General features: G+C 50.1%; 19 protein-coding genes and 5 pseudogenes. 14 read left to right on the top strand and 10 right to left on the bottom strand.

Translation table 11 applies throughout. From position 1 onward, the window contains the following. Nucleotides 1-503 precede the first annotated feature (503 nt). Nucleotides 504-868 (top strand): annotated as a pseudogene (locus tag WIN67_RS07795) (histone-like nucleoid-structuring protein, MvaT/MvaU family). A gap of 498 nt (nt 869-1,366) precedes the next feature. On the opposite strand, the pseudogene WIN67_RS07800 reads toward WIN67_RS07795, so the two are convergent. The 3 genes and pseudogenes from WIN67_RS07800 to tnpC form a co-directional block, all read right to left on the bottom strand. Continuing rightward, nucleotides 1,367-1,797: pseudogene (locus WIN67_RS07800) on the bottom strand (arsenate reductase ArsC). Nucleotides 1,798-1,904: 107 nt separating this feature from the next. Beyond that, nucleotides 1,905-2,378: an isochorismatase family cysteine hydrolase gene (locus tag WIN67_RS07805; protein ID WP_339070877.1), complete on the bottom strand. Its 474-nt coding sequence runs from the start codon at nt 2,376-2,378 to the stop codon at nt 1,905-1,907. Between the two features lie 78 nt (nt 2,379-2,456). Further along, nucleotides 2,457-3,179 (bottom strand): annotated as a pseudogene (gene tnpC / locus WIN67_RS07810) (IS66 family transposase); the annotation flags it as partial. Nucleotides 3,180-3,744: 565 nt separating this feature from the next. Here tnpC and WIN67_RS07815 point away from each other — a divergent pair. The 5 genes from WIN67_RS07815 to WIN67_RS07835 all read left to right on the top strand — a co-directional run bounded on the left by WIN67_RS07815 (nt 3,745) and on the right by WIN67_RS07835 (nt 13,207). Beyond that, nucleotides 3,745-4,869, top strand: a complete 1,125-nt coding sequence (locus WIN67_RS07815) for a response regulator (protein WP_339070878.1) — start codon at nt 3,745-3,747, stop codon at nt 4,867-4,869. Between the two features lie 29 nt (nt 4,870-4,898). After that, entirely contained in the window at nt 4,899-6,620 is a 1,722-nt protein-coding gene (locus WIN67_RS07820; RefSeq protein WP_339070879.1) for a putative bifunctional diguanylate cyclase/phosphodiesterase, read from the top strand. 64 nt (nt 6,621-6,684) lie between these two features. Next, on the top strand, nt 6,685-11,223 hold the full coding sequence (locus WIN67_RS07825) for a PAS domain S-box protein (RefSeq protein ID WP_422394722.1): 4,539 nt from the start codon (nt 6,685-6,687) through the stop codon (nt 11,221-11,223). Further along, entirely contained in the window at nt 11,224-12,171 is a 948-nt protein-coding gene (locus tag WIN67_RS07830) for a diguanylate cyclase (RefSeq protein ID WP_110651957.1), read from the top strand. A 670-nt stretch (nt 12,172-12,841) separates the two neighbouring features. After that, nucleotides 12,842-13,207, top strand: coding sequence for a histone-like nucleoid-structuring protein, MvaT/MvaU family (locus WIN67_RS07835; protein ID WP_110651959.1), 366 nt, complete (start codon nt 12,842-12,844; stop codon nt 13,205-13,207). A gap of 43 nt (nt 13,208-13,250) precedes the next feature. Here the strand turns inward: WIN67_RS07835 and WIN67_RS07840 are convergent. Both WIN67_RS07840 and WIN67_RS07845 read right to left on the bottom strand, forming a co-directional pair. Then, a pseudogene (locus WIN67_RS07840) lies at nt 13,251-13,381 on the bottom strand (DUF2256 domain-containing protein). Nucleotides 13,382-13,456: 75 nt separating this feature from the next. Then, nucleotides 13,457-13,921, bottom strand: a complete 465-nt coding sequence (locus WIN67_RS07845; RefSeq protein WP_110651960.1) for a cupin domain-containing protein — start codon at nt 13,919-13,921, stop codon at nt 13,457-13,459. A 77-nt stretch (nt 13,922-13,998) separates the two neighbouring features. Here WIN67_RS07845 and WIN67_RS07850 point away from each other — a divergent pair, with 77 nt between their 5' ends. Continuing rightward, nucleotides 13,999-14,838, top strand: a complete 840-nt coding sequence (locus tag WIN67_RS07850; RefSeq protein ID WP_146232929.1) for an AraC family transcriptional regulator — start codon at nt 13,999-14,001, stop codon at nt 14,836-14,838. A gap of 164 nt (nt 14,839-15,002) precedes the next feature. Here the strand turns inward: WIN67_RS07850 and WIN67_RS07855 are convergent, their stop codons facing one another. Next, complete coding sequence (locus tag WIN67_RS07855; protein ID WP_339070881.1) at nt 15,003-15,425, bottom strand: hypothetical protein; 423 nt, start codon at nt 15,423-15,425, stop codon at nt 15,003-15,005. A 525-nt stretch (nt 15,426-15,950) separates the two neighbouring features. Here WIN67_RS07855 and WIN67_RS07860 point away from each other — a divergent pair. Further along, complete coding sequence (locus WIN67_RS07860; RefSeq protein ID WP_339070882.1) at nt 15,951-16,607, top strand: HAD-IA family hydrolase; 657 nt, start codon at nt 15,951-15,953, stop codon at nt 16,605-16,607. A 13-nt stretch (nt 16,608-16,620) separates the two neighbouring features. On the opposite strand, the gene WIN67_RS07865 is transcribed toward WIN67_RS07860, so the two are convergent. Next, on the bottom strand, nt 16,621-17,100 hold the full coding sequence (locus tag WIN67_RS07865; protein WP_339071695.1) for a helix-turn-helix domain-containing protein: 480 nt from the start codon (nt 17,098-17,100) through the stop codon (nt 16,621-16,623). A gap of 272 nt (nt 17,101-17,372) precedes the next feature. Here WIN67_RS07865 and WIN67_RS07870 point away from each other — a divergent pair. From WIN67_RS07870 to WIN67_RS07885, 4 genes and pseudogenes are all read left to right on the top strand, one after another. Further along, nucleotides 17,373-18,106 (top strand): annotated as a pseudogene (locus WIN67_RS07870) (metallophosphoesterase). Nucleotides 18,107-18,117: 11 nt separating this feature from the next. Next, nucleotides 18,118-18,420, top strand: coding sequence for a hypothetical protein (locus WIN67_RS07875; protein WP_422394665.1), 303 nt, complete (start codon nt 18,118-18,120; stop codon nt 18,418-18,420). Between the two features lie 185 nt (nt 18,421-18,605). Further along, complete coding sequence (locus tag WIN67_RS07880; protein ID WP_339070884.1) at nt 18,606-19,103, top strand: hypothetical protein; 498 nt, start codon at nt 18,606-18,608, stop codon at nt 19,101-19,103. Between the two features lie 252 nt (nt 19,104-19,355). After that, entirely contained in the window at nt 19,356-19,766 is a 411-nt protein-coding gene (locus WIN67_RS07885; protein WP_339070885.1) for a hypothetical protein, read from the top strand. Nucleotides 19,767-20,095: 329 nt separating this feature from the next. Here the strand turns inward: WIN67_RS07885 and WIN67_RS07890 are convergent, their stop codons facing one another. Next, nucleotides 20,096-20,290: a hypothetical protein gene (locus WIN67_RS07890; protein ID WP_339070886.1), complete on the bottom strand. Its 195-nt coding sequence runs from the start codon at nt 20,288-20,290 to the stop codon at nt 20,096-20,098. Between the two features lie 139 nt (nt 20,291-20,429). Further along, nucleotides 20,430-21,248, bottom strand: coding sequence for a DUF6602 domain-containing protein (locus WIN67_RS07895; RefSeq protein WP_339070887.1), 819 nt, complete (start codon nt 21,246-21,248; stop codon nt 20,430-20,432). Between the two features lie 335 nt (nt 21,249-21,583). Here WIN67_RS07895 and WIN67_RS07900 point away from each other — a divergent pair, with 335 nt between their 5' ends. Together WIN67_RS07900 and WIN67_RS07905 are read left to right on the top strand one after the other, a co-directional pair. Continuing rightward, nucleotides 21,584-22,003 carry a DUF6088 family protein gene (locus WIN67_RS07900; RefSeq protein ID WP_159285146.1) on the top strand — a complete coding sequence of 140 codons (420 nt, stop codon included), beginning with the start codon at nt 21,584-21,586 and terminating at the stop codon, nt 22,001-22,003. After that, nucleotides 21,972-23,054: a nucleotidyl transferase AbiEii/AbiGii toxin family protein gene (locus WIN67_RS07905; RefSeq protein WP_339070889.1), complete on the top strand. Its 1,083-nt coding sequence runs from the start codon at nt 21,972-21,974 to the stop codon at nt 23,052-23,054. The genes WIN67_RS07900 and WIN67_RS07905 overlap by 32 nt, the downstream gene beginning before the upstream one ends. A 118-nt stretch (nt 23,055-23,172) precedes the next feature. On the opposite strand, the gene WIN67_RS07910 is transcribed toward WIN67_RS07905, so the two are convergent. Then, complete coding sequence (locus WIN67_RS07910) at nt 23,173-23,793, bottom strand: 3'-5' exonuclease (protein ID WP_339070890.1); 621 nt, start codon at nt 23,791-23,793, stop codon at nt 23,173-23,175. Between the last annotated feature and the right edge of the window lie 224 nt (nt 23,794-24,017).

Here is a 24,017-nt window from a genome sequence, read left to right on the forward strand (position 1 = left end):
TACGTCGCTAGGGGCCAGATAAAAACACGGCCTATGCATAAGAGGTATTGCAGGTAGCGAAACTGTCCGGTGGGATGCTGCCGCCGTTCTCTCGAGCCGTCGCCGAGTAGATACGGGCCTTGGCGTCCTGAGTCATAGGTTGAGATTTCGTGCTTGAAGATTTCTTGGTCATGTTGAAGGTTGGGTTGAACGCTTGAGCGTCGTGATCAACCTTACGTACGCTTCCGATTGTGGTCAGGGGGGCAACCTAGGAAAAATCTGAAGCGCATTCACAAGCTGTTGATTCCACGACCAACCAGGGATCGACTACTACTACTAAGTCAATGAACGTCATTCAGATGTTCAAGTTAGTGTAGAGCGATTTTCAAAATGATCGTCGAGTTAGCTTTTAAGTGTTGTGTATTGCTGGCTGTCCGCGTGAACGGCTAAGACGCAGCTACCTGAAAGTGTGTGCCGTGATTTATGGTGTAACCTTCTTGTACTACTCATATCGAGAACTTTTTATATCGAAGCTTGCAGAGTTCCGCCAGATCGAAAAACACCTCGCCGAGCAACTCCAGGCTCTAGAAACCCTCAAGGGTGATGCTGGCCTGAAGAAAAAATAGAATTCGAGACCAAATTGCGTGATTTGCTCGCAAAATACGGCTACAGCCTTAAGGGTGTGATCAACCTGCCTGATCCGCAAGCTGGTCGTCGCGCTCCAGACGTCGAGTCGAAAGTCCGTAGTCGTAAGCCTCGCCAGCTGAAGGTTTATAAAAATCCTCACACTGGCGAAGTCGTTGAAACCAAGGGGGGGAATCACAAGACGCTGAAGGGATGGAAAACAAAGCACGGCGCTGCGCGTGTCGAGTCCTGGCTGACCAAGTAATTTCAGGATGTAAGAACGTAGGGCCCTTCAGTGACCTTTTTTTGTTTTGTAGTCAAATCAGTAGCTGCTCTCCCATGACTTGTTTTTGATCAATCTAAAGAACCTTATAAGTTATCGGGCATCAGGTAAGGTCTCTGATAACGCCCGGCAGAGGGAAGCCAGCTGCTCAACAAGGCTTCGACTTCAGCACTGCTTATGAGATCCATTGGATATCGCTGTAAAACGGCAGCCTGGTATTCAGCTGTCCTGATCACTGGAGAATGGCGGCTGCAAAGCGCGCTAATGATCCTCCTTCGTGAACGGAGGTTGGCAGCTATGCGCCGAGTCTTCGGCCAGCATACACTATTCATAAAGCACCCTTTGAGCATCTTGGCGAAGGAAACCTAAGCGACGAATGTGACAGTTAGAAGTCGGAACGATGACGATGGATCAACGGTTATTGGCTGACATTCTGGCGACCGCTTTTGACCGCCTTAGGCTCTGAAGCGATGGGTAAGCCTACGCTGAGGTATTTCGAGTTTTTACCGTGACGAACATCTTGATGCGATCATGGATTTCCTGGAGGGTATGGCGAAAAGGTTCAGGCTTTTCACTGGTAGCTGGATCCTCGAAACTCCAAGTAATCACCTCGTCCGAGGATGGCATCCGGGATGCCTCCTCAGATGAATTGTCACACAAGGTGACAATGTAGTGGAAATCCTGCCCTTAAACTCATCGATACATTTACTCCGCAGCACACTTGAATCGACACCGATATGCTGAAGCGCTTCCAGCGTTCGCTGATCGATGTCACCAACGGCAAGCCCTGCGCTGAATGCCTCAAAGTGGCCGGAGTCAGTGTGTCTTAACAAAGCCGCAGCTAACAATGAGCGAACGTCGTTTTTCGGTAAGCGTCCGGCGAAGTCATCTTTCTGATGGTAATGGTGTATACCCGCTTTAGTCTCTCAAACATGCCGTCATTACAATCATCGATACTGGTTTAAGGTGATGACCATTACGTATAGGACACGGCTATCCTTACGAGCTTTCTAACTCTCTACAGTCCCGCGACCACCTCAGCCACTGTAGTGACTTGGCGGAAGTGATGCGTCCATAGGTCGATGCCAAGTTGACCAGACCTATCTAGAGAAGAGCCCACCGTTAAATCGGTTACGAGCGTAGGAGTAAGGCCTGCGTCGAATAGTGCAAAGCCAGCTGCGAGCACGCAGGTCTCAGTCTGTATGCCACACACCAAGACCCTCTCAACGCCCAACTCTTTGATGTACTTGATCGTTTCGACGGTCTGCCCGTAGCCATGCTTTACGAAGACCCTGTCTGTCTCGACAAGGCTTTCGTCCTTGCTCGCAGGACTCCAGCCAAGCTGTCTTTGAAATGGAGTTACCTGTTCATCGTGAAGCTCAATAGACGCGATCGTAGGAATTTTTGCGGATAGAGCCCGTATTCCTTCGACTAGCCACTCAGGTGGGCTGAAGGTGGACTGAACATCGACAATGAGCAAAACCTGGCGCATGAGAGTCCCCTAAAACATTCTAAAGGCGCAAATTATATCAGCCTGGCTGATAGCGTTCGGCAACTTACTCTACGCAAGTCAGGCTGGTACCCACTGATGCGGCTGCAATTTCCCGATCTCACTCGCACGTTGCGTCGGCAGTCGCGTCAGCACATCTTTGAGATAGGCATAAGGGGCATGCCCATTAATGCGCGCCGATTGGATCAAGCTCATGATCGCTGCAGCCCGTTTGCCGCTACGTAACGAGCCCGCAAATAGCCAGTTCGAGCATCCAAGAGCCCAAGGTCGTATTTGGTTCTCACATTGATTGTTGTCTATCGGCACAGCGCCATCATCGGCATAACGAACCAATGCTGCCCAGCGCTTGATACTGTAATCCAGAGCTTTGGCGATAGCCGATCCTTCGGGCACGAGATTGCGCTGGGCCAGCATCCAGATGTGCAGTGCGTTGAGAACGGGCACAGCTTTTTCCTGGCGTATTCGCCAGCGATCCACGTCGGTCATGTCCCGGGCTTGCCGTTCGATTTCGTACAACCCGCCGATTGAATGCAGTGCCTGTTCGGCCAGCTGGCTTTTATTCGTTGCGTGCAAATCGAAGAACTTACGGCGGGCGTGGGCCATGCAGCCGATTTCAGTGATGCCTTGCTGGAAGCTTGCTTTGTAGCCGGCGAAATCATCGCAAACCAGCTTGCCGTTCCATTGCCCAAGGAAGTTACGTGCGTGCTCACCCGCGCGGCTCGGGCTGAAGTCGTAAACCACTGCTTTAAGTGCCGAAAACGGCGTTGTGCAGTAGGCCCAGACATCAATGCTGACAGTCCCGCTCCCCCACGGGCTCTGACACTTAATGCGTTTCGCTACACCTGCGAAAATCAAACAGATAATGGGGCCCCCTGATTGAGTGTTGACCTGACTCACCTTACAGCGATTTGTCCAAACTAGGTGACCTGGTGCCCGACGCTGCTACGGGGAGTGTCTATAGTTCTATTCGATCTTGTTTCTGATGGCGTCGAGTTTGGCAATCAGATACCCCTATCTGGAGAGCAATCTCGCCTGAATTGGCATTCGGTATCATTAGATAACTGTGAACCATAGCTGGGTTACAAATGTTTAATTCTGGGGAAAAGACCTAATAGATGCGAACGAAAATAGCGAAAAAAACTGCTTGATATTTCTTAATGATAATTAATTGCAAATAAGTGAGTCGTACTCTAAATAGATTTTTATTATTAGGGTTTTTGGATTGATAGTTTTCAGGTGTTTCTCTCTAAAAATACTGAGCTCTGCATCGGTGACTACAATTTAAGTCGGTAACTGATAATCTGCCCTTAGTCTTTAAGCAGTCTGTCTGTCCGGTGAGGGACACCGTATGCGTGTGATGATTTTGGATGATGACCCTTGGATGACTGACCTTTTAAAACAGGTGGTTCTAAGTGTTCGCTCCGTTGCGCAGGTCGAGTGCTTTTCTGATGTTTCTAGCGCTTTAGCTGCTTGGCACCAGAATGACTATCATTTAGTTATGGCTGACTGGAACCTTCCTGATGCTCCCGGCGTGGAAATGCTCAGGATTATTCGTAAAAAAGATCAACACACGCCCCTGATAATTATCACCGCACGCGCAGACAGGGACAGCGTACTGGTGGCAAAGCCGCTAGGTATCAGCGCATTTTTTACCAAGCCATTTCAAATTCCTCGACTTGTGCAATGCTTAGAGTCGCTTCTCCCGCCAGATGAGAAGGTACGAGAGCCCCTTATCATTGCGGAAGATCTGATTCACTATCTCAATCGCTTGTCGCCAGTTGAGTTGGATTTACCTTTGTTAACGTCCGTAAAAGAGGCGCTTAAATTAGGTCGCGGTGAGTGCCTACCGCATCTAAGCGAACTCGTTGAAAGTTGGCAGAATGACCCGGCCATAACTGCCTATTTGATAGCAGCGGCCAATAGCCCTGCTTATCTTGGACAAGGTCAGATAAGCACCACTCTGAACTCAGCGTTAGCTCGCTTAGGCTCCCTTACAAGCTTGAATTTGGCGTCTAGCCAAGCCTTAAAGCAGAAGGAGGTTCAGCCTAAAGGAATGCTTACATCCCTATTACAAGCCCATCTTGATGTTGCCGAGAGATTAGCGCAAAGAGTCTTGCTGATTGCTGAGCAATGCGGCCTGGATCCAGCCCCTTTGTGCACTGCGGCTCTCTTGCACCGTATGGGAGAGCTCTGTGTGATTTACCAAATACAAAAGTGGGAGAGCATGGGGAACACTACAAGTGAAGAAACGCTGTCACACGCGATCCGTGATTTCTCTTCACCGTTTGCAAATCATTTGAAAACTCGACTGGGACTTCCAAAGGGTTTACGCGAGTTGATTGGTGCTATCTATGCCTTGCCAGCCATGCAAGTACGTCGCGAACAGGTGGTCATGCGCCTAGCTGAGGCTGTCGGCAATGGCGAACCCGAGGAGAGCATTCAAAGACTTAAAAGATTGGCTGGTTTAATGTAGGTAATTCAGGGCTTATACGGAGCGACGGAATGCAGAGTTTAACGCCCATGTCAAAATCAGTTGTTTTGATTGTAGATGATCAGGTTTCTGATCTGCGCACGCTAAGTGCAGCAGTAGGAGGTTTAGCTGAGATATATATCGCTCAAAGAGGAGAAGATGCTCTAGAAATTGCAAGGCAGTGCAAGCCGGATTTAGTGTTGCTTGACATAGAAATGCCAGGGATGAATGGTTTCGATGTCTGCAAAGTTTTAAAGGCCGACCCAGATTTTTCTGGTATAGCCGTTATCTTTGTAAGCGCTCACACACAAAAAGATGAAGAGCTACTTGCGTTAGAGTGCGGCGGTGTAGACTTTATTGAGAAGCCGATAAATATTCCGATTGCCAGGGCGCGTATTAAAGCGCACATAGGATTGCGTAATGAAGCTAAAAGAATATCCAGTTACGACGCATTGACAGGACTAGGCAACAGAAGGTTGTTGATGCTGCGTATTGATCAGGCTTTGGAAAGTGCGAATAGTAAATGTTTGCGAGTTGCATTGCTCATAATTAATCTTGATAATTTTAAGTTTATAAACGACGCGTTTGGGTACTCTGCGGGTGACTTGGTTTTGCAAGTTGTTGCATCACGCTTAAGTCAAGCTATGCCTATGCAGGATACCCTTAGCAGGGTGGGAGGCGACGAGTTTGTACTTTTGCTGTCGGAAGTATTAGCTGTTGAAGAAGTTGATTTGTACGCAGGAAAATTGATCGAAAATATCTCGAATCCTCTTTCAATTAAAGGCCTACGCCACGATTTATCTGTAAGCATAGGAATCAGTATTTTTCCTGATGACAGCACGGATGCTGAATCCCTTTATCAGCACGCTGACTCAGCAAAATATCAGGCAAAATTGGCAGGTCGTAATAGGTATTGTTATTACTCCTCGCGCAGTCAGAACGATATCCGCGCTAAGCACTTACTTGAACGTCATATTCGAGATGCTTTGGAGAAGCGAGTTTTTGAGATTTTTTACCAACCAAAAATAAATATACAGAAAAAGCGAATAGTCGGATTGGAAGCGCTAATACGATGGCGTAATAATGATGGAGCGCTTATTTCGCCGGATGAGTTCATTCCTTTGGCTGAGGAGACAGGGCTGATAATTCCAATAGGGAAGTATGTCTTGTTACAGGCGTGCAAAGATGCGGAGAGGCTGCGTACACAGGGCTATGACATTTCGGTAAGTGTGAATATTTCTTTGGTGCAATTTCTGGAAGAATCATTTTTTTCGATGGTCGAAAGAACTTTGCTTGAGTCCGGACTCGAAGGAAAGTATTTGGAATTGGAAATAACTGAAGGTGTACTAGCGCAGGATGCTGATGGGGTCAGAAAGATACTTCTTAAAGTCAGAGCGTTAGGGGTACGTATCTCTATTGATGACTTCGGTACTGGCTACTCAAGCCTTGCTTATCTAAAACGCTTTCCAATTGATATTTTAAAGATTGATCAAGGCTTTGTTAGGTGCATGCTTACAGATAAAAGCGATTCTGCAATTATTGAAGCGATCATTCAACTCGGCCTAGCACTAAATCTCGAATTGGTTGCTGAAGGAGTAGAGTCCCAAGCTCAGGCGGAAGCGCTTTTTCAAAAAGGCTGCCAGATTATGCAAGGCTATCTATACTGTCATCCTATACCATACGATAAGTTGTTAAATTATTTAGCTGGCAGTATAGTTTTTGATGGTGAAGATGCAAGTAAATACGTAAGTTAAACTGAGTATTTTTCATATTGTGGTTTGGCCTATTAATACCTTTAACACCGAGGGCTCGCGATTGATTAAAACAAAAAAATCTACATTGAGCTGGGGAGCCGTTCTCACCTTGGCTCTCGGTATAGGTGCGAGCTTTGTTTTAAGCTTGATCGTCTATCGCGTCAATGAGCGACAGGCTGAAGATTCGGTTGTAGCAACGACCGAACAGGTGGCAGGTCTGGTTTTAGAGCGACTTAAACTTTACCAATACGGTTTGAGAGGAACTCGTGGCGCCGTAATTACTGCGGGCGAGCATGGCATCAGTCGTGAGCTTTTTAAAAAGTATCAAAATACCCGTAACCTTACTTCTGAGTTTCCCGGGGCGAGAGCTATGGGCTTTATTAGGCGTGTGCCACAGCATGATGAAATTGAATTTCTAAAATCTGCACGGGCCGATGGAGCTGCTGATTTTTCAATACGACAGCTCGCAGCTCATACCGGTGAGCGCTACATAATACAGTATGTTGAACCGGTTGAAGAAAATCGTGCGGCAATTGGCTTAGATATAGCGTCTGAAACAGCAAGGAGGGAGGCTGCTGAATCATCGATGCAAAGCGGCATGGCGCGACTCACCGGGCCCATTACGCTTGTGCAGGCCATTGGAAAGCCGCAGCAATCTTTCTTGTTAATGATGCCGATTTATCGCGATGGTATTACTCCTGTGACTCAGGCCGAAAGAGAGAAAGCAGCTTTCGGATGGAGCTATGCTGTCCTCCAGACCGAACAGGTACTTAACAGTCTTGGCATAGAAAATAGTGCTGTACATCTAAGGTTGCGAGATGTAACTGTACCAGGCCAAGAACAACTTTTTTATGAAAGCACGAGCTCTGCTAGCGACGCATCGCTTATGTCCCATCAAGTTGAGCGCGAGGTGTTCGGCAGGCAATGGAAAATCGAGTTAGCTGTAAACTCTTTGTACCTAGATCGGTTAAATCAAGTTTCACCGGCTTTTGTTTTGTTATTGGGTTTTTTACTTACATTTCTTGTGGCGACTTTGATAGGTGTCATGAGTGTCAGTCGTGAGCGTCGAAGGCAAGTAATATCGGAGCAAGCGAGGCTAGCAACGATTCTTGAAAGCTCGGCTGAGGCTATTATCGGAAAAACGCTCGACGGTGTTGTAACCACTTGGAATAAGGCGGCAGAGCGTCTATTTATTTATACGTCCGAAGAGGCCATAGGCCAATCATTGGCAAATATGATTGTCCCGCCAGAGCTAAAGACGGAGGAGATTGATCTACTTGCTCGTATAAGGCTCGGTGAGCGAGTCGAAAATTTCGATACCAAACGTTTCGATAAAAATCGGCGCCTTGTTGATGTTTCTATAAGTGTCTCACCTATTTATGGCGAGGACGGTCGCATCGTTGGCGCCTCCAAAGCTGTAAGGGATATTTCTGCGAAGAAACAGGCAGAGGCACGTATTCTTGAGCTTAACTCGAGCTTGGAAGAACAGGTGGCGCAGCGAACTCACGAATTACGAAGTCTCAATGTTTTGCTCGGAAGCGTGCTGCGTTCTGCTACTGAGGTTTCAATTATTGCGACAGACATGGATGGTGTTATTCGCGTATTCAATGATGGTGCCGAGCAGATGCTTGGCTATACAGCCGACGATTTGATAGGTAAATGCACCCCTATAGTTTTCCATGACACGGATGAAGTCGATGCGCGCGGCGTTGAACTGAGCCAAGAGTATTCTCAAACCGTCGATGGTTTCTACGTTTTCACTCAAAAACCTAACAATGAAGGAGCAGAAACGCGGGAGTGGACATATATTCGCAAAGACGGTTCGAGTTTTCCCGTCACTCTGGTCGTAACGTCGATGCGTGATGACGATGGTAAACTAAGTGGTTACTTGGGTATCGCAGTAGATATCACCGAGCGTAAAGCTGCAGAAAGAGAGCTGGCTGCTAGCCTGGAAACGACCGAGAGGCAGCGAAGCGAACTAATGGCGATGCATGAGCAATTGGTTTTGGCCGCTGACGTAGCAGAGCTTGGTATCTGGTCTTGGACATTAGCGGATAATGCTTTGCAGTGGAACGACAGGATGTTCGAGCTGTATGGTCAACCTATGTCATTGCGTAATAGCGGTTTGAATTACTCCCACTGGTATTCGCGTGTTCATCCCGATGATGTCGTAGACACTTCTGCAAGGCTTAACGCCGCTGTCGATGGGGCTGGTACATACGATACAGTTTTTCGTGTCGTCCGCCCTGATGGCCAGATCCGCTTCATTCAGGCAGGCGCGCAGATTGAGCGCGATTCTTCAGGTACAGCTTTGTGTGTTACCGGTATCAATAGGGACATCACTTCACAGCGAGAACTGGAGTCGCGTTTACTTTATGCAAAAGAGCAAGCAGATCTAGCCAGTGCAGCTAAGTCAGCATTCCTAGCCAACATGAGTCATGAAATACGTACACCCATGAACGCAGTGTTGGGTATGTTGCAGCTAGTACAGAATACGGAGCTGAATGGTCGCCAGCTTGATTATGTCACTAAGGCCCAAACCGCAGCAAAATCGCTTCTTAGCTTGCTTAATGACATTCTAGATTACTCAAAGATTGAGGTGGGCAAACTCCAGCTCGATCTGCATCCGTTCCAGCTTGAGACTTTAATGTGTGATCTTGCGGTAGTGTTGGCCGGTAACCAAGGGCAGAAAGAGGTAGAGGTCATATTCGATATAGACTCTAATCTCCCAAATGATCTGATCGGCGATAGTCTACGACTGCAGCAAGTGCTTATTAATTTAGCAGGGAATGCACTCAAATTCACTTCGGAAGGCCAAGTCGTAGTTAGCATTCACCAGATCCTTGATACGGAGGAAAATATAACTGTTCGCATTGCAGTATCTGATACTGGTATCGGTATTAATTCGCAGCAGCTTTTGAGGATTTTTGAGGGATTCACACAAGCAGAAGCTTCAACTTCTCGGCGCTTTGGCGGTACAGGCTTGGGGCTTGTGATATGTAAGCGGTTGGTCAGCCTTATGGGAGGTGATCTTCAAGTCGAAAGCCAAGAGGGTGTCGGAAGTCGCTTCTGGTTTGATATCACATTAGATATTGCCGATAAGTCTCTCCTAAGATCTTTTTGTCCTGGAGTCGATGAGCATATACGCGTGCTAGTGGTCGACGATAATGCAATGGCTAGTGAGCTGTTAGTCAGAACCGTACGTGCGCTGGGCTGGAAAGCAGATGAAGTGAGTGGTGGCGCTCAAGCGGTGGAAAGTGTTTTATGTGCCCAAGCATCAGGCGAACCTTACAACGTGGTATTGATGGACTGGCGTATGCCCGTTGTGGATGGGTTGAGTGCCGCACAAATGATCCAGCAGTCGTCTAATAGTCTGCCTCCGCCCATGATAATTATGATCACTGCATATGGCCGTGAAGTATTAGCCGATGCAAATAAAGATGGGAATGCTCCTTTTGTTGGTTTTTTAACTAAGCCCATTACTCCTAAGCAATTGGCAGATGCTGTGAATCAAGCCTTCAGTGGGGGAAGTAGTTTTCCCACCGCTTATAAAACCCCCAATATTGATAGGCCCAAACGTCTCAGTGGACTGAGGCTCTTGGTCGTCGAGGATAATGAGTTCAATCGACAGGTCGCCGATGAATTACTCACAAGTGAGGGGGCTCACGTGACGCTTGCAGAGGGTGGATTGGAGGGAGTTAAAAAGGTTGTGGAAGAGCGAGTTTCGTTCGACGTAGTGTTAATGGATATTCAGATGCCTGATATTGATGGTCTGGAAGCAACACGTCGTATTCGATCTCATGACGAGTTTCTAGAACTTCCGATTTTAGCAATGACCGCGAATGCCTCAATTAGTGATCGAGAAGAATGTATTGCAGCAGGTATGAATGAGCATGTGGGTAAACCTATCGATTTAGAACATCTCGTCGCTACATTGCTGTCTCAAGTAAGCGGTAGATTCGAGCCAATACTTCAGAGCCCTAATAAGATAGGCGAAGGTCGGGATATTGTTGAAAATAAAAATACGATTATCAATCGTTTTGGAGGTAATCTTGACTTGATCAAAAAGGTACTGAGTAGTTTTGGCCCTGAATTGGAAAAGCAGCTTGTGCGATTGCGGCATGATATTCTACGCCATGACACTTTAAATGCGGCGCTTGTGCTTCATACCATCAAAGGAAGTAGCGGTAGTATGGGGGCGACATCACTATCTGAGTATGCAGGCAGTCTAGAGCAAAAAATAAAACATGGAGACGAGATATCCAAGGCAAACTTGCTTTCGGATATGACATGGGTTTCAGAACTTGAAGTGCTACTGACCAAAAGTATCCAGAAAATGAATCTGGACTTTGGCTTTACCTATCCTTCAAGTGTTACTAGCAACGTTGAAAAAATGGAATTGACGCAGTGGAAAGATTGCCTAAAAGAGATTTTGATCTTATTGAAAGCCGGGAATCTTGATGCTCTGGACTTAGCAGCCGACGTAGCTCCAAAAACTCCAGATTTACTACGTGAAAGATTCAATGATTTCTGCCTAAAAGTAGAATCTCTAGACTTTCGTGCTGCAATACCAATGGGGCAAGATTTGTTGGAGTCTTTTTAAATGGGTGGATTAATGGATACCTGGCTGCCTCATTCATTCGTCCGACCAAAGCTACTTTTGGTTGACGATCAGGCGACTAATATACGGATACTTCATGAGTTATTCCGTGAGAATTGTGATGTTTTTATGGCAACTAGTGGCCAGCAAGCAATTGAGATATGTCAAGACCAAGCTCCAGATTTGATTTTGCTAGATGTAGTTATGGATGGCATAGACGGCCATGAAGTCTGTAGACGTCTAAAAGCTAATCCTGAAACACAGAATATTCCTATAATTTTTATCACTGGTAATCAACAAGAGGCTGACGAAATTCAGGGTTTTGAGCTTGGTGCTGTGGATTTCATTAGCAAACCAGTTAATCCAACGATTGTTAAAGCGCGTGTCAGAACGCATCTCACGTTGAAGCTACAGAACGATTTGTTGAGGTCAATGGCGCTCATGGATGGACTAACGGGCGTCGCGAATCGTCGTAAATTTGATCAAGATATTTCAGCAGATTGGCGGCAGTGCTTTCGAGAGCAAAAACCGCTATCGCTTATATTAGTGGATGTAGATTTTTTTAAACGCTATAACGATCATTACGGCCATCAAGCCGGCGATAGTTGCCTTATATCAATTGCCCAGGCTTTGTCTGAGTGCGTTAAGCGTCCTTATGATCTGGTCGCTCGATATGGTGGTGAAGAGTTTGCCTGTGTTTTGCCAAAGACCGATCATTTGGGTGCATTTGAGATAGCAGAGAGGATGTTGGCACACGTGCGTGCCCTACGCATCGAACATGTCGCCTCGGATGTAGACTGTGTTGTAACTATTTCACTAGGCGTGGCAACAGTTACGCCGATGGGAGATCTTGAATTGAAAGGGCTAATAAACGAAGCGGATAAGCGACTCTATGAAGCTAAGGAGAGTGGGCGGGGGCGTGTTGTCTCTGGACTGCCTCCGGTACCGTAGACATCTCCAGCCTATGCTTTAATCGAAAGATGCTCGCGATTGCCTTTAAGCATAGTGTTCAAGGGCCTTGTTCATACAGCAGGGACTTTCGGGTTTATAGTTAATAAATTTCCAGCCAAGAAGTGGTAACGTGAATGCCAACTGTAGGTACGCTCCTGACTCCCCTGCACAAATGGCGTTGGTGCCACTCGATTAGTTTTTGATGGATTTTTCACCCAGCGGCAAATTCGGGTTATCCGCCTCCAAGTTGATTTTTGCACACGCGGTCTCTGCAACAGTCTTGTCTTGAAACCCATACGCTAGCCTTACTTTCTCTTGATTGTCGTAAATGTCAAAACGACCTAGGTGGGCCTGCGATTGAACATGAAATCCTGAACCATGGGATCTCCGTTCGACTTGAACCGCTGGAACAAGCACAAATCTAGGTCTCATTGTTCGTGTCTCCTCGGTTGACTTTTGCTTTGAGCACGCAGTCTAACCTCACCCGTATCAACCAAGGTGGTAAAAGCTACATTTTTTAGGTAACGCACCAGGTGCTACTTATTTTACTTTTCATTATGGTGAAGCAGCCCGAAAATTTAATTCCTACTGGTCAGAAAATTGCCTAGTATGTTAGAGATTGAAGGGTTCAAGTGTATGCCATACCTATCAAATCAAAGTGAGAGTTTTAATGTCTAAACTTGCCGAATTCCGTCAACTCGAAAAACACCTCGCCGAACAGCTCCAAGCGCTCGAAGCCTTGAAGGGCGATGCTGGCCTGAAGAAAGAAATCGAATTCGAAACGAAGCTTCGCGATTTGCTCGCAAAATATGGCTACAGCCTGAAAGACGTGATCAATGTGTTAGATCCACAAGCAGGCCGTCTTGCTTCAGCCGTCGAGTCGAAAGTCCGTAGTCGTAAGCCTCGCCAGCTGAAGGTTTATAAAAATCCTCACACTGGCGAAGTCGTTGAAACCAAGGGTGGTAACCACAAAACGCTGAAGGAATGGAAAATAAAGCACGGCGCCGCGACCGTTGAATCCTGGTTGACCAAGTGACTTGGATTGAACATTAAGGGGCCTCTAACGGCCCTTTTTTGATTCAGCCTTTGCTGCGTCGGCAGCGCTCCGAGCAGTAGCGCACTTCCTCCCAGCAGCGTGCCCACTTTTTCCTCCATGTGAATGGAAGGCCGCAGGTCACGTACGTTTTACCGGTAGCTCACTCTTTTTCAAAATGACTCACCATTGTCTATCGAGCGAACAACATCTGATGGTACACCCCAAAGGTATCTCGATCTTTTTTCGCCTTTATAGATAGCTCAGACCATATCTTTGCTGGAGCTGGAGCAGTTCTTCCGAACTAGGCTTTTCTGGAGCGAGACGACGTATCAATTCACCGGCTTCCCTGAAAAAACCTTCTGCTCCTCCAGGGGTAAAGGTGGTGAGAAATCGACAATCGCTGTCACCGTCGTTCTTAAAATACTGCTGTACGCCGCGCGGAGCAACGACATAGCTGCCCGGCCCGGCTAAGTGAAAATCCTCGCCAATCTGCATGGCTAGCTGTCCTTCGAGGATATAGTTATTTTCATCCTCACCCTCGTGTATATGTCGCGGCACTACACCTCCAGGTGGGAGTACGGTCTCCATAAGCGAATAGACTCCTCCCGTTTCGGTAGCAAACACCTTGATGTTCATGCGGGCGCCTGTAGGGTGCAAAACGTGATGCCCCTCACTAGGGCTGATCATGCGGGCTTTAATCGAATTACTACTCATAATTTCCTCCAGTAATTTCCGGCCAGGATGGGTGGATAGCCATCTCACGCTTGTGGAGGATTTTATTGGGATAAGCCGTGTTAGGATTTGTATATCTGGTCAATTTATCTGCAAAAAACGTCAAAATGGCAAAGCATCTACTTCTACCTTCCGGCGCGTCAGGAAAAATCGTAACTGCGATCAGCTTTACGGCCTTTAGTGAGGGACTCTCGGGATCAAAGGCTCATGTTCATGAGCTAGGGCAACTGGTGTTGTCAATGCAGGGGGTTGTCGCGTGCGAGGTGGCCGATAACCATTGGATAGTGCCACCACATTGCGCTCTCTGGATTCCTGCCGGCGTCCCGCATCAGAGTCGCGCCTCTGCTAATGCCCATGGCTATTTCCTTTTCATCAAACCCTCAGCATCTACTCTTCCAGACGAGTGCTGTACGTTCAGTATCAGTGCCATGTTGCGCGAAATGATTATTGAACTATGCGAAGGTCGCAGCGACCGCACTACTCTCAGTAAAGATCTCATCACTCAATTACTGCTTGAAGAGTTGAGCGCTATGCCAAGGGTGAGCACGTATTTCCCAATACCCGCTGATTCGAGGTTGAAACGGATAGCTGAAGCATTAATCCAGGCTCCTGACAACAGAAGAACGCTAGAGCAATGGGCAAGTTTTGGCGGGATGAGCGAACGCACATTTTCACGACAGCTGTTCAAGGAAACCGGGATGTCGTTCGGTAAATGGCGTCGACAGCTTCATCTGATGGTCGCGCTGAAGTTGTTGGCTGAGGAGAAGAGCGTCCAGCAAGTAGCAGGAGACCTAGGGTATGAGGCCGTAACGAGCTTCATCAGGATGTTCAAGCTTGCGCTCGGCACCACGCCCGCAAAATATGTTTCATTGCCTAGCGTGGGGTACAAAGGACAATAGCCTGAAAACAGCATTCTGAAAGAAGCGGCGTGAATCAGATGACCCAGCGCATCAATCTCTCAAGGTGGCCACTGTGCTCATCCAAATGTTCATTGAGAGTTTCAAAGCCTTGGTTTGAATCGTCCCGAATTCCCTAGACACTTTGCAAGCTCATTTTTGGACACTCAAGCTGCTGGGGAAACAAGCCCAAGCTCAATCAGCGCCTTCACTTCCTCCGCCTCTACAACTCGAGAGATATCCGATGTTGTCCAAGTCGAAATCTCTTGCCGAAAAACTTCGCTAGAGCGAAAAGGCATCGTCGACACTGCATCGAGCATTCCAACTCTTTTGTTCTGAAAGCGATCGATGTCGTCCAACTGCAGAAAATAGCATTCCGCGTAGGCAGAGTAGACGAGCCTCGCTGACGCACGAAGATGCAGATGCTCGCGCAGCAACTCTAGGGCAAAGCCAGTGCCGCGCACAGCTTCAACTGCAGTGATCAATCGATTTGGACACAGCGGCAAATCATGTCGAGCTGCTCCTTGGACGGGCTCGATTGATGGCCTGCGCTCATCGAGATCGATCTCGTCTACCCCAATCTTTTCCATACTTCACCGTTTCCTGAATGAGCTACGTGACGCTCTCCGACTATCGAGCAGGGTACACGGGATTACCTAGCATCGCCTATTCCAGAACGGGCTAAGAGCTGCGCTAAAATGCTTGGGTGTGAAGCATCATTGCGGGTTCAGGTAAGCCCGTTTCGACAAAGATCATTAACCCTGGCGGTGTCTGCCGTAGGGCTGGATTTACGCAAGGTGAGTTGGCCGGACGCTTACGGACTACCTCCCCAAAATACTCACCATTGAGAGCGAACCATCATGCCTTCCCATCATGAGCAACGGCCCGCCACTGTGGTCTGTGGTAACCGAAAGTGTTCGAGGCCCCTCAGCTTCTCGGATTACCGCTATGGGTATGTTCACGACGACGTGAAATCGGACAGCATCCATTGGAGGGCATACCCGCTGCTCGACGGTGATTCAGTGTTGTGTACCTGCGGCCATTTTACTGCTTACTACGATCCAGCCGTTCGTACTCCGCCGGCACTCTAGCCGGCACACCTGGAAGCCAGTCTTATGCCAATCGTTGCTGCAGTGTTTGATGCTTTCGGGACTGTGGTTCACATCAGGCGCAAGCATCATCCATTCCGGAAGCTTCTGCGCATTGGTGCTCAGCAAGGTCGCAAGCCAAGCGTTTCAGACCTCCATTGCCTGATGACGTCGAGCCTGTCCCTGGAGAGGGCTGCTGAAGTTTTCGGGATCAGATTGAGCTCGCAGCAAATGATGGCGTTGCAGGATGACCTCCTTGATGAGCTGGAGTCAATCTCGGTGTATGCCGATGCCGTTGAGGCGCAGCAGTTACTAAAGGCAGAGGGGATGGTGATGGGGGTCTGTTCAAATCTGGCTGCGCCCTACGGCCCTGTGCTCAGGCATCTGCTGAACGACATGGATGGGTTTGCCTTGAGTTATGAGGTCGGGCTTATGAAGCCTCATGAGGGAATCTACCGCGAGATCTGCCGTCAATTAGGGGCACGCTTGGGGTCGGATTTGACTACCCCCGGTGAGAAGGTCGTGATGGTCGGCGATTCCCTGCAATGTGATCAAAAAGGCCCTAGTGCTGTTGGGATTTCCGGGCACTTTTTGGACAGAACGGGAGCTGGATCTCTCATCGATCTCGTTCAGTTTGCGGAACGTGTGATCAAGGTTAAGCGTCTTGGGGAAAGCAGGGGTTGATGGGGCAGCCGGTTTAGGGAGCAACCGGCAGTTCTCGCTTCCATAGAAAGCTGACAGTTGATCTGCTGATTCCCAGCTGTCGGGCTGTTGCTGCCTGGCTCAGCCCAGACTCCTTGCACGCCTGAACCTTCTGCAGCTTTATCAGATCCGCTGGACGTGCGGGAGGCCGTTTAACGACTTCGGTGCCCACCATCTGTGCAGCGATGTCATCCGGGGTCACCCGCACCTGAAGCGCCTCCAATTCCTCTCTAGCCTGGGCCAGCAGATCAGCGCTCGGCTGCTCGTCACGCGTACCCAGCACAAGGGCCATCAACGCCACTGGGCTCAGTTCGAGCGCAGCCGCAAGCTCAATGAATTTATCCAGGGTAGGAGAGCTCTGGGCACTTTCAATTTTGGTCAGATAGGTGCGGGAGGTTGCCTGCGCCATACCCTCTTGAGTCAAACCCAAGCTACCACGAACTGAGCGTATGACTGCTGCAAGCGCGGGCCTAATCGACGTCAAGTCGTTGTCCTCAAAAACTGAGGATGTAGCCACGTCGGCGTGTACAGTTACACGTCATATAGTGTATAAAACTGTCCGAAGGCGCTTTTGCGCCATGTGTTGTTCTGGGCTGGCCGGCGATGATGAGCCAGCGTGGGGCCGAGCCTGCACATGCCAAGCGCCCTTCGTCATGTTCCTCAGGGGGCTCCTGACGATCAATTAACCCCTAAATCGCGTCGCAACCATCCTTTCCGAGAGGTTGCCGGTTCAATGGAGATCAGGGTTTGAGAGTGCGGATTTATTCTGACCTGCACCGAGAGTTTGACGGTTGGGAGGCCCCGGATTGCACTGGTGTCGACCTCGTCCTATTGGGGGGGGCGACATTGACAAGAAGGGGCGAGGTGTCAGTTGGGCCAATGCGGCGTTCGAATGCCCAGTTGCCTACGTCGGTGGTAACCACGAATTTTACGACGGCCATGTTGATCGAACGCTGCAGAAAATGAGGGACGCCGCCTCTGGTCACGTCCACATTTTAGAGAATGAAACCCTGACGCTTGGGAATCTCAGGATTTTGGGCACGACGGGCTGGACAGATTTCACCTGCACAGGTGACCAGGTCGCGGCAACTAAAATGGCCCGCGAGTGGATGGGCGATTTCAAATACATTCGCACTGATTCGAACTACCGGCGCTTGAGGCCTGACGACGTCATTGCCAAGAGCCACGCGGCCAAGGTTTGGCTCCGTGAGGAGCTGGCAAAAAAATTTGAAGGCAAAACGCTCGTAATGACTCATCACTCACCATCTCCGATGGTGATCGGGAACGAGCATGATGGCCATCTCACGGCCTCCTATGCAAACGACTGGAGTGAGCTCATTCCTCAGGCTGATGTGTGGGTGTTTGGCCATACGCACTACGCCGTCGACGTTGAGTTAGCTGGCTGCCGGGTGATCTCGAACCCCAGGGGCTATCCAAATGAAAACACGGGCTTTGATCCCTATTTCGAGATCCAGATTTGATGGTTAACCACTTGAGCAAGCAACCTTTGTTCGCTGTCGATTCCGATTCCGTTGTGCGGGATTTCCCCTTGCAGGTAATCCGGGCGCAGCGCATCGATTGGAATGTCCCTATCGACGCGTTCTTAGCCGAAGCTGCTCGGGCCGGGAGGCGATATGCCGCTTTGGTCTACGGCGATCGATCAGGGGCGAACCAGGATGGCATGACCATCGCGACACCGCCTCTTGAATATGTCGAGGCCAAGTCGGGTTTCAAATTGATGCGTAGTGTCAGTGGTGAGGATTATTACGTAATCACTAGCGAGCTGAATATGTAGCGGCGCTCCGCAGGGCACTGCTAATCAGCGCCAGGTGTCAAAAAGGCCGGATCGCAGGATTCTACCTCCGGTGCAGTTTCCAGATATCTAAGCCGCCTATCTGATTGAGGGCGGCGACGTATGCCGCTACCGATGAGATTTACGCGCAAGCCTCCGTGGTGAATAAGTGCATTTAAGGATAATTCATGTCTGAACTTAAAAAGATTGCACTCACAGTTAAGAACTTTGAGCTTCAAGCGAGTGGTGATCTAGATGCCCTCTATCGAAATGTTCGGTGTGAGGATGAAGGAGGGGCGACTTTTTACTTTCAAGAAGTCGTGATGCTCAACTATTTGAGAAGGCATGGTGCGATCGCTACAGATGCTAGGCGCACTTGGTACTACAAGCATCTTGGCAAGAAGTCGATTGTTCTCGTTGCATTCGAAAAAAGTAACGGAAAGGTTGAGTATGACCTGGAACACATGCGTGCGGTCGCGAAGTCCAGTGTCATCAAAGGAATTATTTTTGCCGTGGCGGCCATCCCAGCGGGGCTGATCATCGCGACAGCGACCTTCGGCGTTGGGTTGGTATTCATCCCGGTTGGATTGTTTTATGCGTACAGAAGCGCTTTCAAAATACCCGGTCTGCTGCGCCGGGAGACTCTGGTGCGTGAGCTGGCGGAGTATGGGGTTGTCGTTCGATAAATGCGCTTGAAGCCAGTAATTTGAGCAAGCGAGCTGCTGTTGACGCAGAGCTTCGGATTTTCCCTACCAGTTTGCCTGCCATCAACATCTGCCCGAACTGACTCCTGCTCCCAATTTCCGTCCTGCAGGCACGCCAAGAAGAGCCCTGTGAGTGGTTGCGCTGACTTCGGAGGTTTCTTCCTGACAGACCTGATAGCTTGGGTCATTGCTCAACTGTTATGGGCATTTTGAGAAAGTGAGAAGGAGCCAGATGTGTCAGTTTTGAAGAAGTCGGTCAGGCATGTGGTCGCAATGGCTGGAGTCATTTGCATCCTGTGCCCAGGAATCGATACAGGCGCTGCCGCACAGGCATTGGGGGACGGCGCATGGCTAGAGCTCAGCAGTTCCAGTCTGGTGCATGGTACGAGAGGGGAGGCCCGTTTGGTCATTCAGCAAGGCGCTGAGGTTGCGGCGCTGGATGCGCCGTATGAAGTTGCGGGGCATGGATATGGGGCTGTTAGCATCAAGCTGCGTACTCATTGCGGCCCGATGACGTTCATGGTGATCAACGGTGAGCTGAAGGCATCAGAGACCGAGCGTCTCGGAAAGTATGGCGGAGAGGCGAATTGCGGCCTGGGGCAACGGCTGACCCGAGCAGGAGACTGGCACCTGGTTTCCCAGTAGCAATTCAGTCCGAGCGTTTGCGGAGGCCATTCATCCATCGCTGTCTCTGCGCTAGTGAGCCAGTTTAGTAAGCGCCACCGCTGATCAACTTGGATGCGTGGGGGGATGCATAGCCGATGCGTTTGGTATCGTGCCTTATTGATACTCATTGCCATGGGTATGCTCTGCTCTTTAGTGAGTCGATTGAGCGCGAGCCACCCTTGCCTCAAGCGGAGTATACGGACGTGAGAAGCTACGCCCGGGAGGGGCACGATGTCGCGTTACGAGTCTGGGGTGAGTCAAAGTGCCCCGAGCTGTCAGGGGCTTCGGTTCAAGCGGCAGGGGGCGGACTAATCGTCATTGTTCAGCGCGATGTGGTGGATCAATTCCCTGGGGCGGGGCTTACTGATCAGTTCGTAGATGATGTCTCTTTTGCTGCGGGGCAACTTCTTAACGATGTTCTTGCCCGCGCGGCGGACTGCTTCATCCGAGCCATGGATTCGGCCAGCGAGCATCAGAACGAGGATGGCATCGGATAGGGTCATGCGCGTCTCGTTGATTGAGGGACGTTAAAAATGCTGATGAGCCAGCTTCGCATTCTCCCACATCGCGCTGTATCGTGGTTCGGTACTGCCAGTGCGTGGCGGCACCGGTAAGGCTCGGCTGATTCTCTGGCCTTCTAGCTCAGAGTTTCTTGCTCAGATTGTCGTAGAAGGTAGCGTTCAGCGTTGCTGCCCAGTCAATAGGCAGCAGCTCAGTCCAGCTTGGCGCTTCAAGCAATGTCACCAAGCCCAGTCCATAGGCATTGCCCGGCGCTGACTCAACGCAAAGGCCCGCCCAGTATTTGCTGTCAAAGAAAAGCGACGATTTTAGGCCGTCTGGGCCGAGGTTTACGGTCTGAGTTGCGATGTGGTTGTTGCCGAGCACCATTAGGTCAGGCGAGTGCTCATTGAAGGTGCTTGGGAGTCCAACCTCAGGTGCAAATTTTCGTGCAAAGATTGCGCAGAACGGTTGGTTTTTCAGGGGTGGGTGCGTGCGCGGCCAGTCTCTGACCTTGCCTTTGTATACCGGCCCAGCTTCTTCGTACTCAGGGTTCACGCGGGCACGACGGGTGAGCAGGAGCTTCTTTACGGCTTCGGCCTGACCGATAGCTTTCTCCAGCACGTCTGAGTTCGAAATGGCGTGCTTGCACTCGATGTAGGCGCACACCGCGTCAACCGGAATCTGCTCCTTTACTGGGAACTGGCGGCTCAGGCTGGAGCGCAACGTTGGACTGGCCATCTTGTCGTAGATGATGACGTCGTCACCAGCCGTCCTGCCATCCTCAGCAACGACGAAGCCCCGGCAGACACCGTATTTGGCAGGAAGCACATCCTCCAGAAGGGCGCAAAGGGCGAGCTCGAATTCGTCGCCAAGGTCGAAATTGTAGATCGCCTCGATGTCCTGGAGGCGCGCCTCCACCTTCTTGGCTAACCTCTCGATGTAGCCACCGTACAAGCCCATGTGATGCTCTCCGCGTCATGTGAACCTTGGCCCCAGTTTTTGGGCGGGCCCGAAATTTTCATCGTGGCCGATGGCTCACGCGCTACGTTGCTTAAGCGAGAAGCTCACTCGTCCAAGGTGATCATCCTAAAAGTGCCGAGGGCGACCATCGTCTAGCGCTGTGCTAGGGAATGGATCGTGGGCCAAAAACGTCTCCACCACCACCTTTTTTAGGTTAGAATCTCACGCATGGATGCGCAGGTTTTGTCAGTTTCAACGCCTTTGATTACTGGCCTAAGCTGCGATTAAGGCCTATAGTGACCTTAAGGTAAATAGCTTGTCTTAGGAGCTGATATATGAAACTCGAAGACCGCATGAGCCGTTCAATCAAGCTACGTACGAGCATTGTCGTGTTGCGTTCGGATTTTTCGAAAATGGGCAGCGATTCGCAAGTGGGCCGCGTTTTAGCTCGGTTTGTCGAGAACGGTGTGCTTGTTCGCGTAAGCAAAGGCGCTTTCGCGAAAGCGCGCATTAACCAGTACACGGGCAAACCAACGCCCGCAGGCACGTTGGAAATGATTGCTGCTGAGCTGTTCAGCAAGCTGAAAATTTCGATTGCCCCCAGCACCCTTGTTGCCGAGTACAACAGCGGTAAGTCGACTCAGATCCCAATGGGGACGGTGGTCAACACTGGGAGTCGACGTATTTCTCGTAAAGTGATTGTAGGAAGCAACGCTGTCGTCTATGAAAACTCTGTCAGAGCAGCTGCGGGTTAATATTGAGGATGCGTCAACGGCTGGCATTTTGAAAAGCATGCCTGCCGCTGTCGCAGAGAAAGATCAGCACATCACTGATGCCCTTCACGCCCTTTCGCAAATTCGAGTCACCCACGTCGCCTCTCAATTGAACCGGAAAAAGGGCGATCCCCAGCCTTCAACGGTCAATGTGGCAACGCGTCTGGTTTTCGCGGGCGGCACCTGCCTTTCGAAGGCCTACGGTCTTATCGAGCGGATGTCGGAAGATATCGACATCAAGGTGGAGCTGCTCGCACCACCTGAGGGCTACGCTTTTGGAAAAGACGTTGGGGATCGCAGCCGGCTGAAAGCTCTGCACGCTGAGGTCGAGAAGGTCTTGTCTGATCTTGGTTTCCATTGGGTTGAAGGCGAGGGTAATCCAACTCGCAGGGACGTCTATCGTTACTACTGTCTGATGGTATCGTACCAAGCCCACTTTCAGGATGCGGCGGGGACGTTGCGCCCGCAGCTGAAAATCGAACTCGTCTGTCGGCCTCCTATGATCCCGTCAGAAACGCAAAACCTGGGCTACATGCTAGAGAAGCTGGGTGGGGTTAACGAACCCTTCCTATTCAACATGGAGTGCATCACCGTAGCAGAGACCCTTGCAGAGAAGGTGCTCTCGCTGCTGCGGCGCTGTGCCAGTAGCTGGGCGGGGTGCCAGCGTGGGGATTTCGACACCGCGCTAGTTCGCCATGTGTACGATGTATGGCGTATCGCGACAGGCTACCCCGAGGCCATAGAGCCTGCTGCAGGTGTTTTTGCCTCGTCGGTGGCCAAGGATGTCGAAGAGTTCGGCAGGCAGCACCCTGAGTTTGGAGCGGATCCGTTCGGGGTCTTACGACAAACCCTTGAGGTTGCCGCCACCCATGAGGGCTTGAAGGCTAATTTCGAGCAGCGACTTATGCCCTTGCTGTACGCGCACGAGAGACCTGACTACGAAACCTGCTTCGCCGCGTTCGCCGATGTTGCACGGCATTTGCTGGATCGCGTAGCAGCTGGCGTTGAGGCGGGCGATAAGGTTGTTGCTTAGGCTCTCAAGTCAATCCGGTTGAGTTATCGCTGAGCGTACCTGGTGTTCTGATCTATTGCGCGCGGGCCCTCGCCGATCACAAAGGGCCCGCTGAGCATATTTCCTACGCCCGATCGCATCAACCAAGCATGTGGATCGCCACCTGAGCAACGTTGCGGGCGTCATCTATGCCTCGGTGGTACGTGCCTTTCCATTCCATCCCTAGCATTTCCACCGCAGGCTGCAGGCCGAGCGCGCGGCAGTCGTAAACCTTCCAATGCCATTTCTTCAAATTGGTGTGGCGCATCCCGTCGAGCATTGGTCTGGAATTTAAGCGTGAGGCATCTTGCTGAAGCTGCTTGAAGTCGTAATCGCCCCATGAACACCACATTGAGTTGGGGTAGTCCACGAGAAATGCATCAAGCATCTGGGCCACTTGGACGTAATCAGGTGCTGCGTCCACGTCGCTCTGCTTGATTGTCGTTAACGCTCGACAAAAGTCAGTGAGCACCGGATGCAGGGTAGGCCGGACAAAGCTCTGAAATTGGTCGACTACTTTCAGCGAGGACAGATCGATCACCGCCAAGCCGATCTCAATGGTTTCCATGTCCTCGCGTTGCACGATCAACTGACGTGGTGGCTCTCCGGGCTTGGCGTCCTCATCACACGTAGCCTCAAGATCAATGCACAGTAGGTATCGGTAAGGGCTCAGAATATCCCTTAGGGCGCCTAAATGCTGGGGCTTACGAACAGGTACCATGCTCAGCTCTAATCTTTGAATTGAAGAATGATGGCCAGCTTCTCGTTGGCCATCTAGAAAATTATCCGATGCCACTGCGGGTTGTCCACCGGACAACCCATCTCGACAGCACAGCACGGGCCAGGGTTTCAACCCAGGTCGATCATGGCGCAGATACCAACGGAGAGATGGATGGAAACGCTGACTAAGTAACGATGACATGATCAACCTCAAGCACTCTAGAT

It is taken from the genome of Pseudomonas idahonensis (genome assembly GCF_037903935.1).
GTDB classification, from domain to species: domain Bacteria; phylum Pseudomonadota; class Gammaproteobacteria; order Pseudomonadales; family Pseudomonadaceae; genus Aquipseudomonas; species Aquipseudomonas danubii.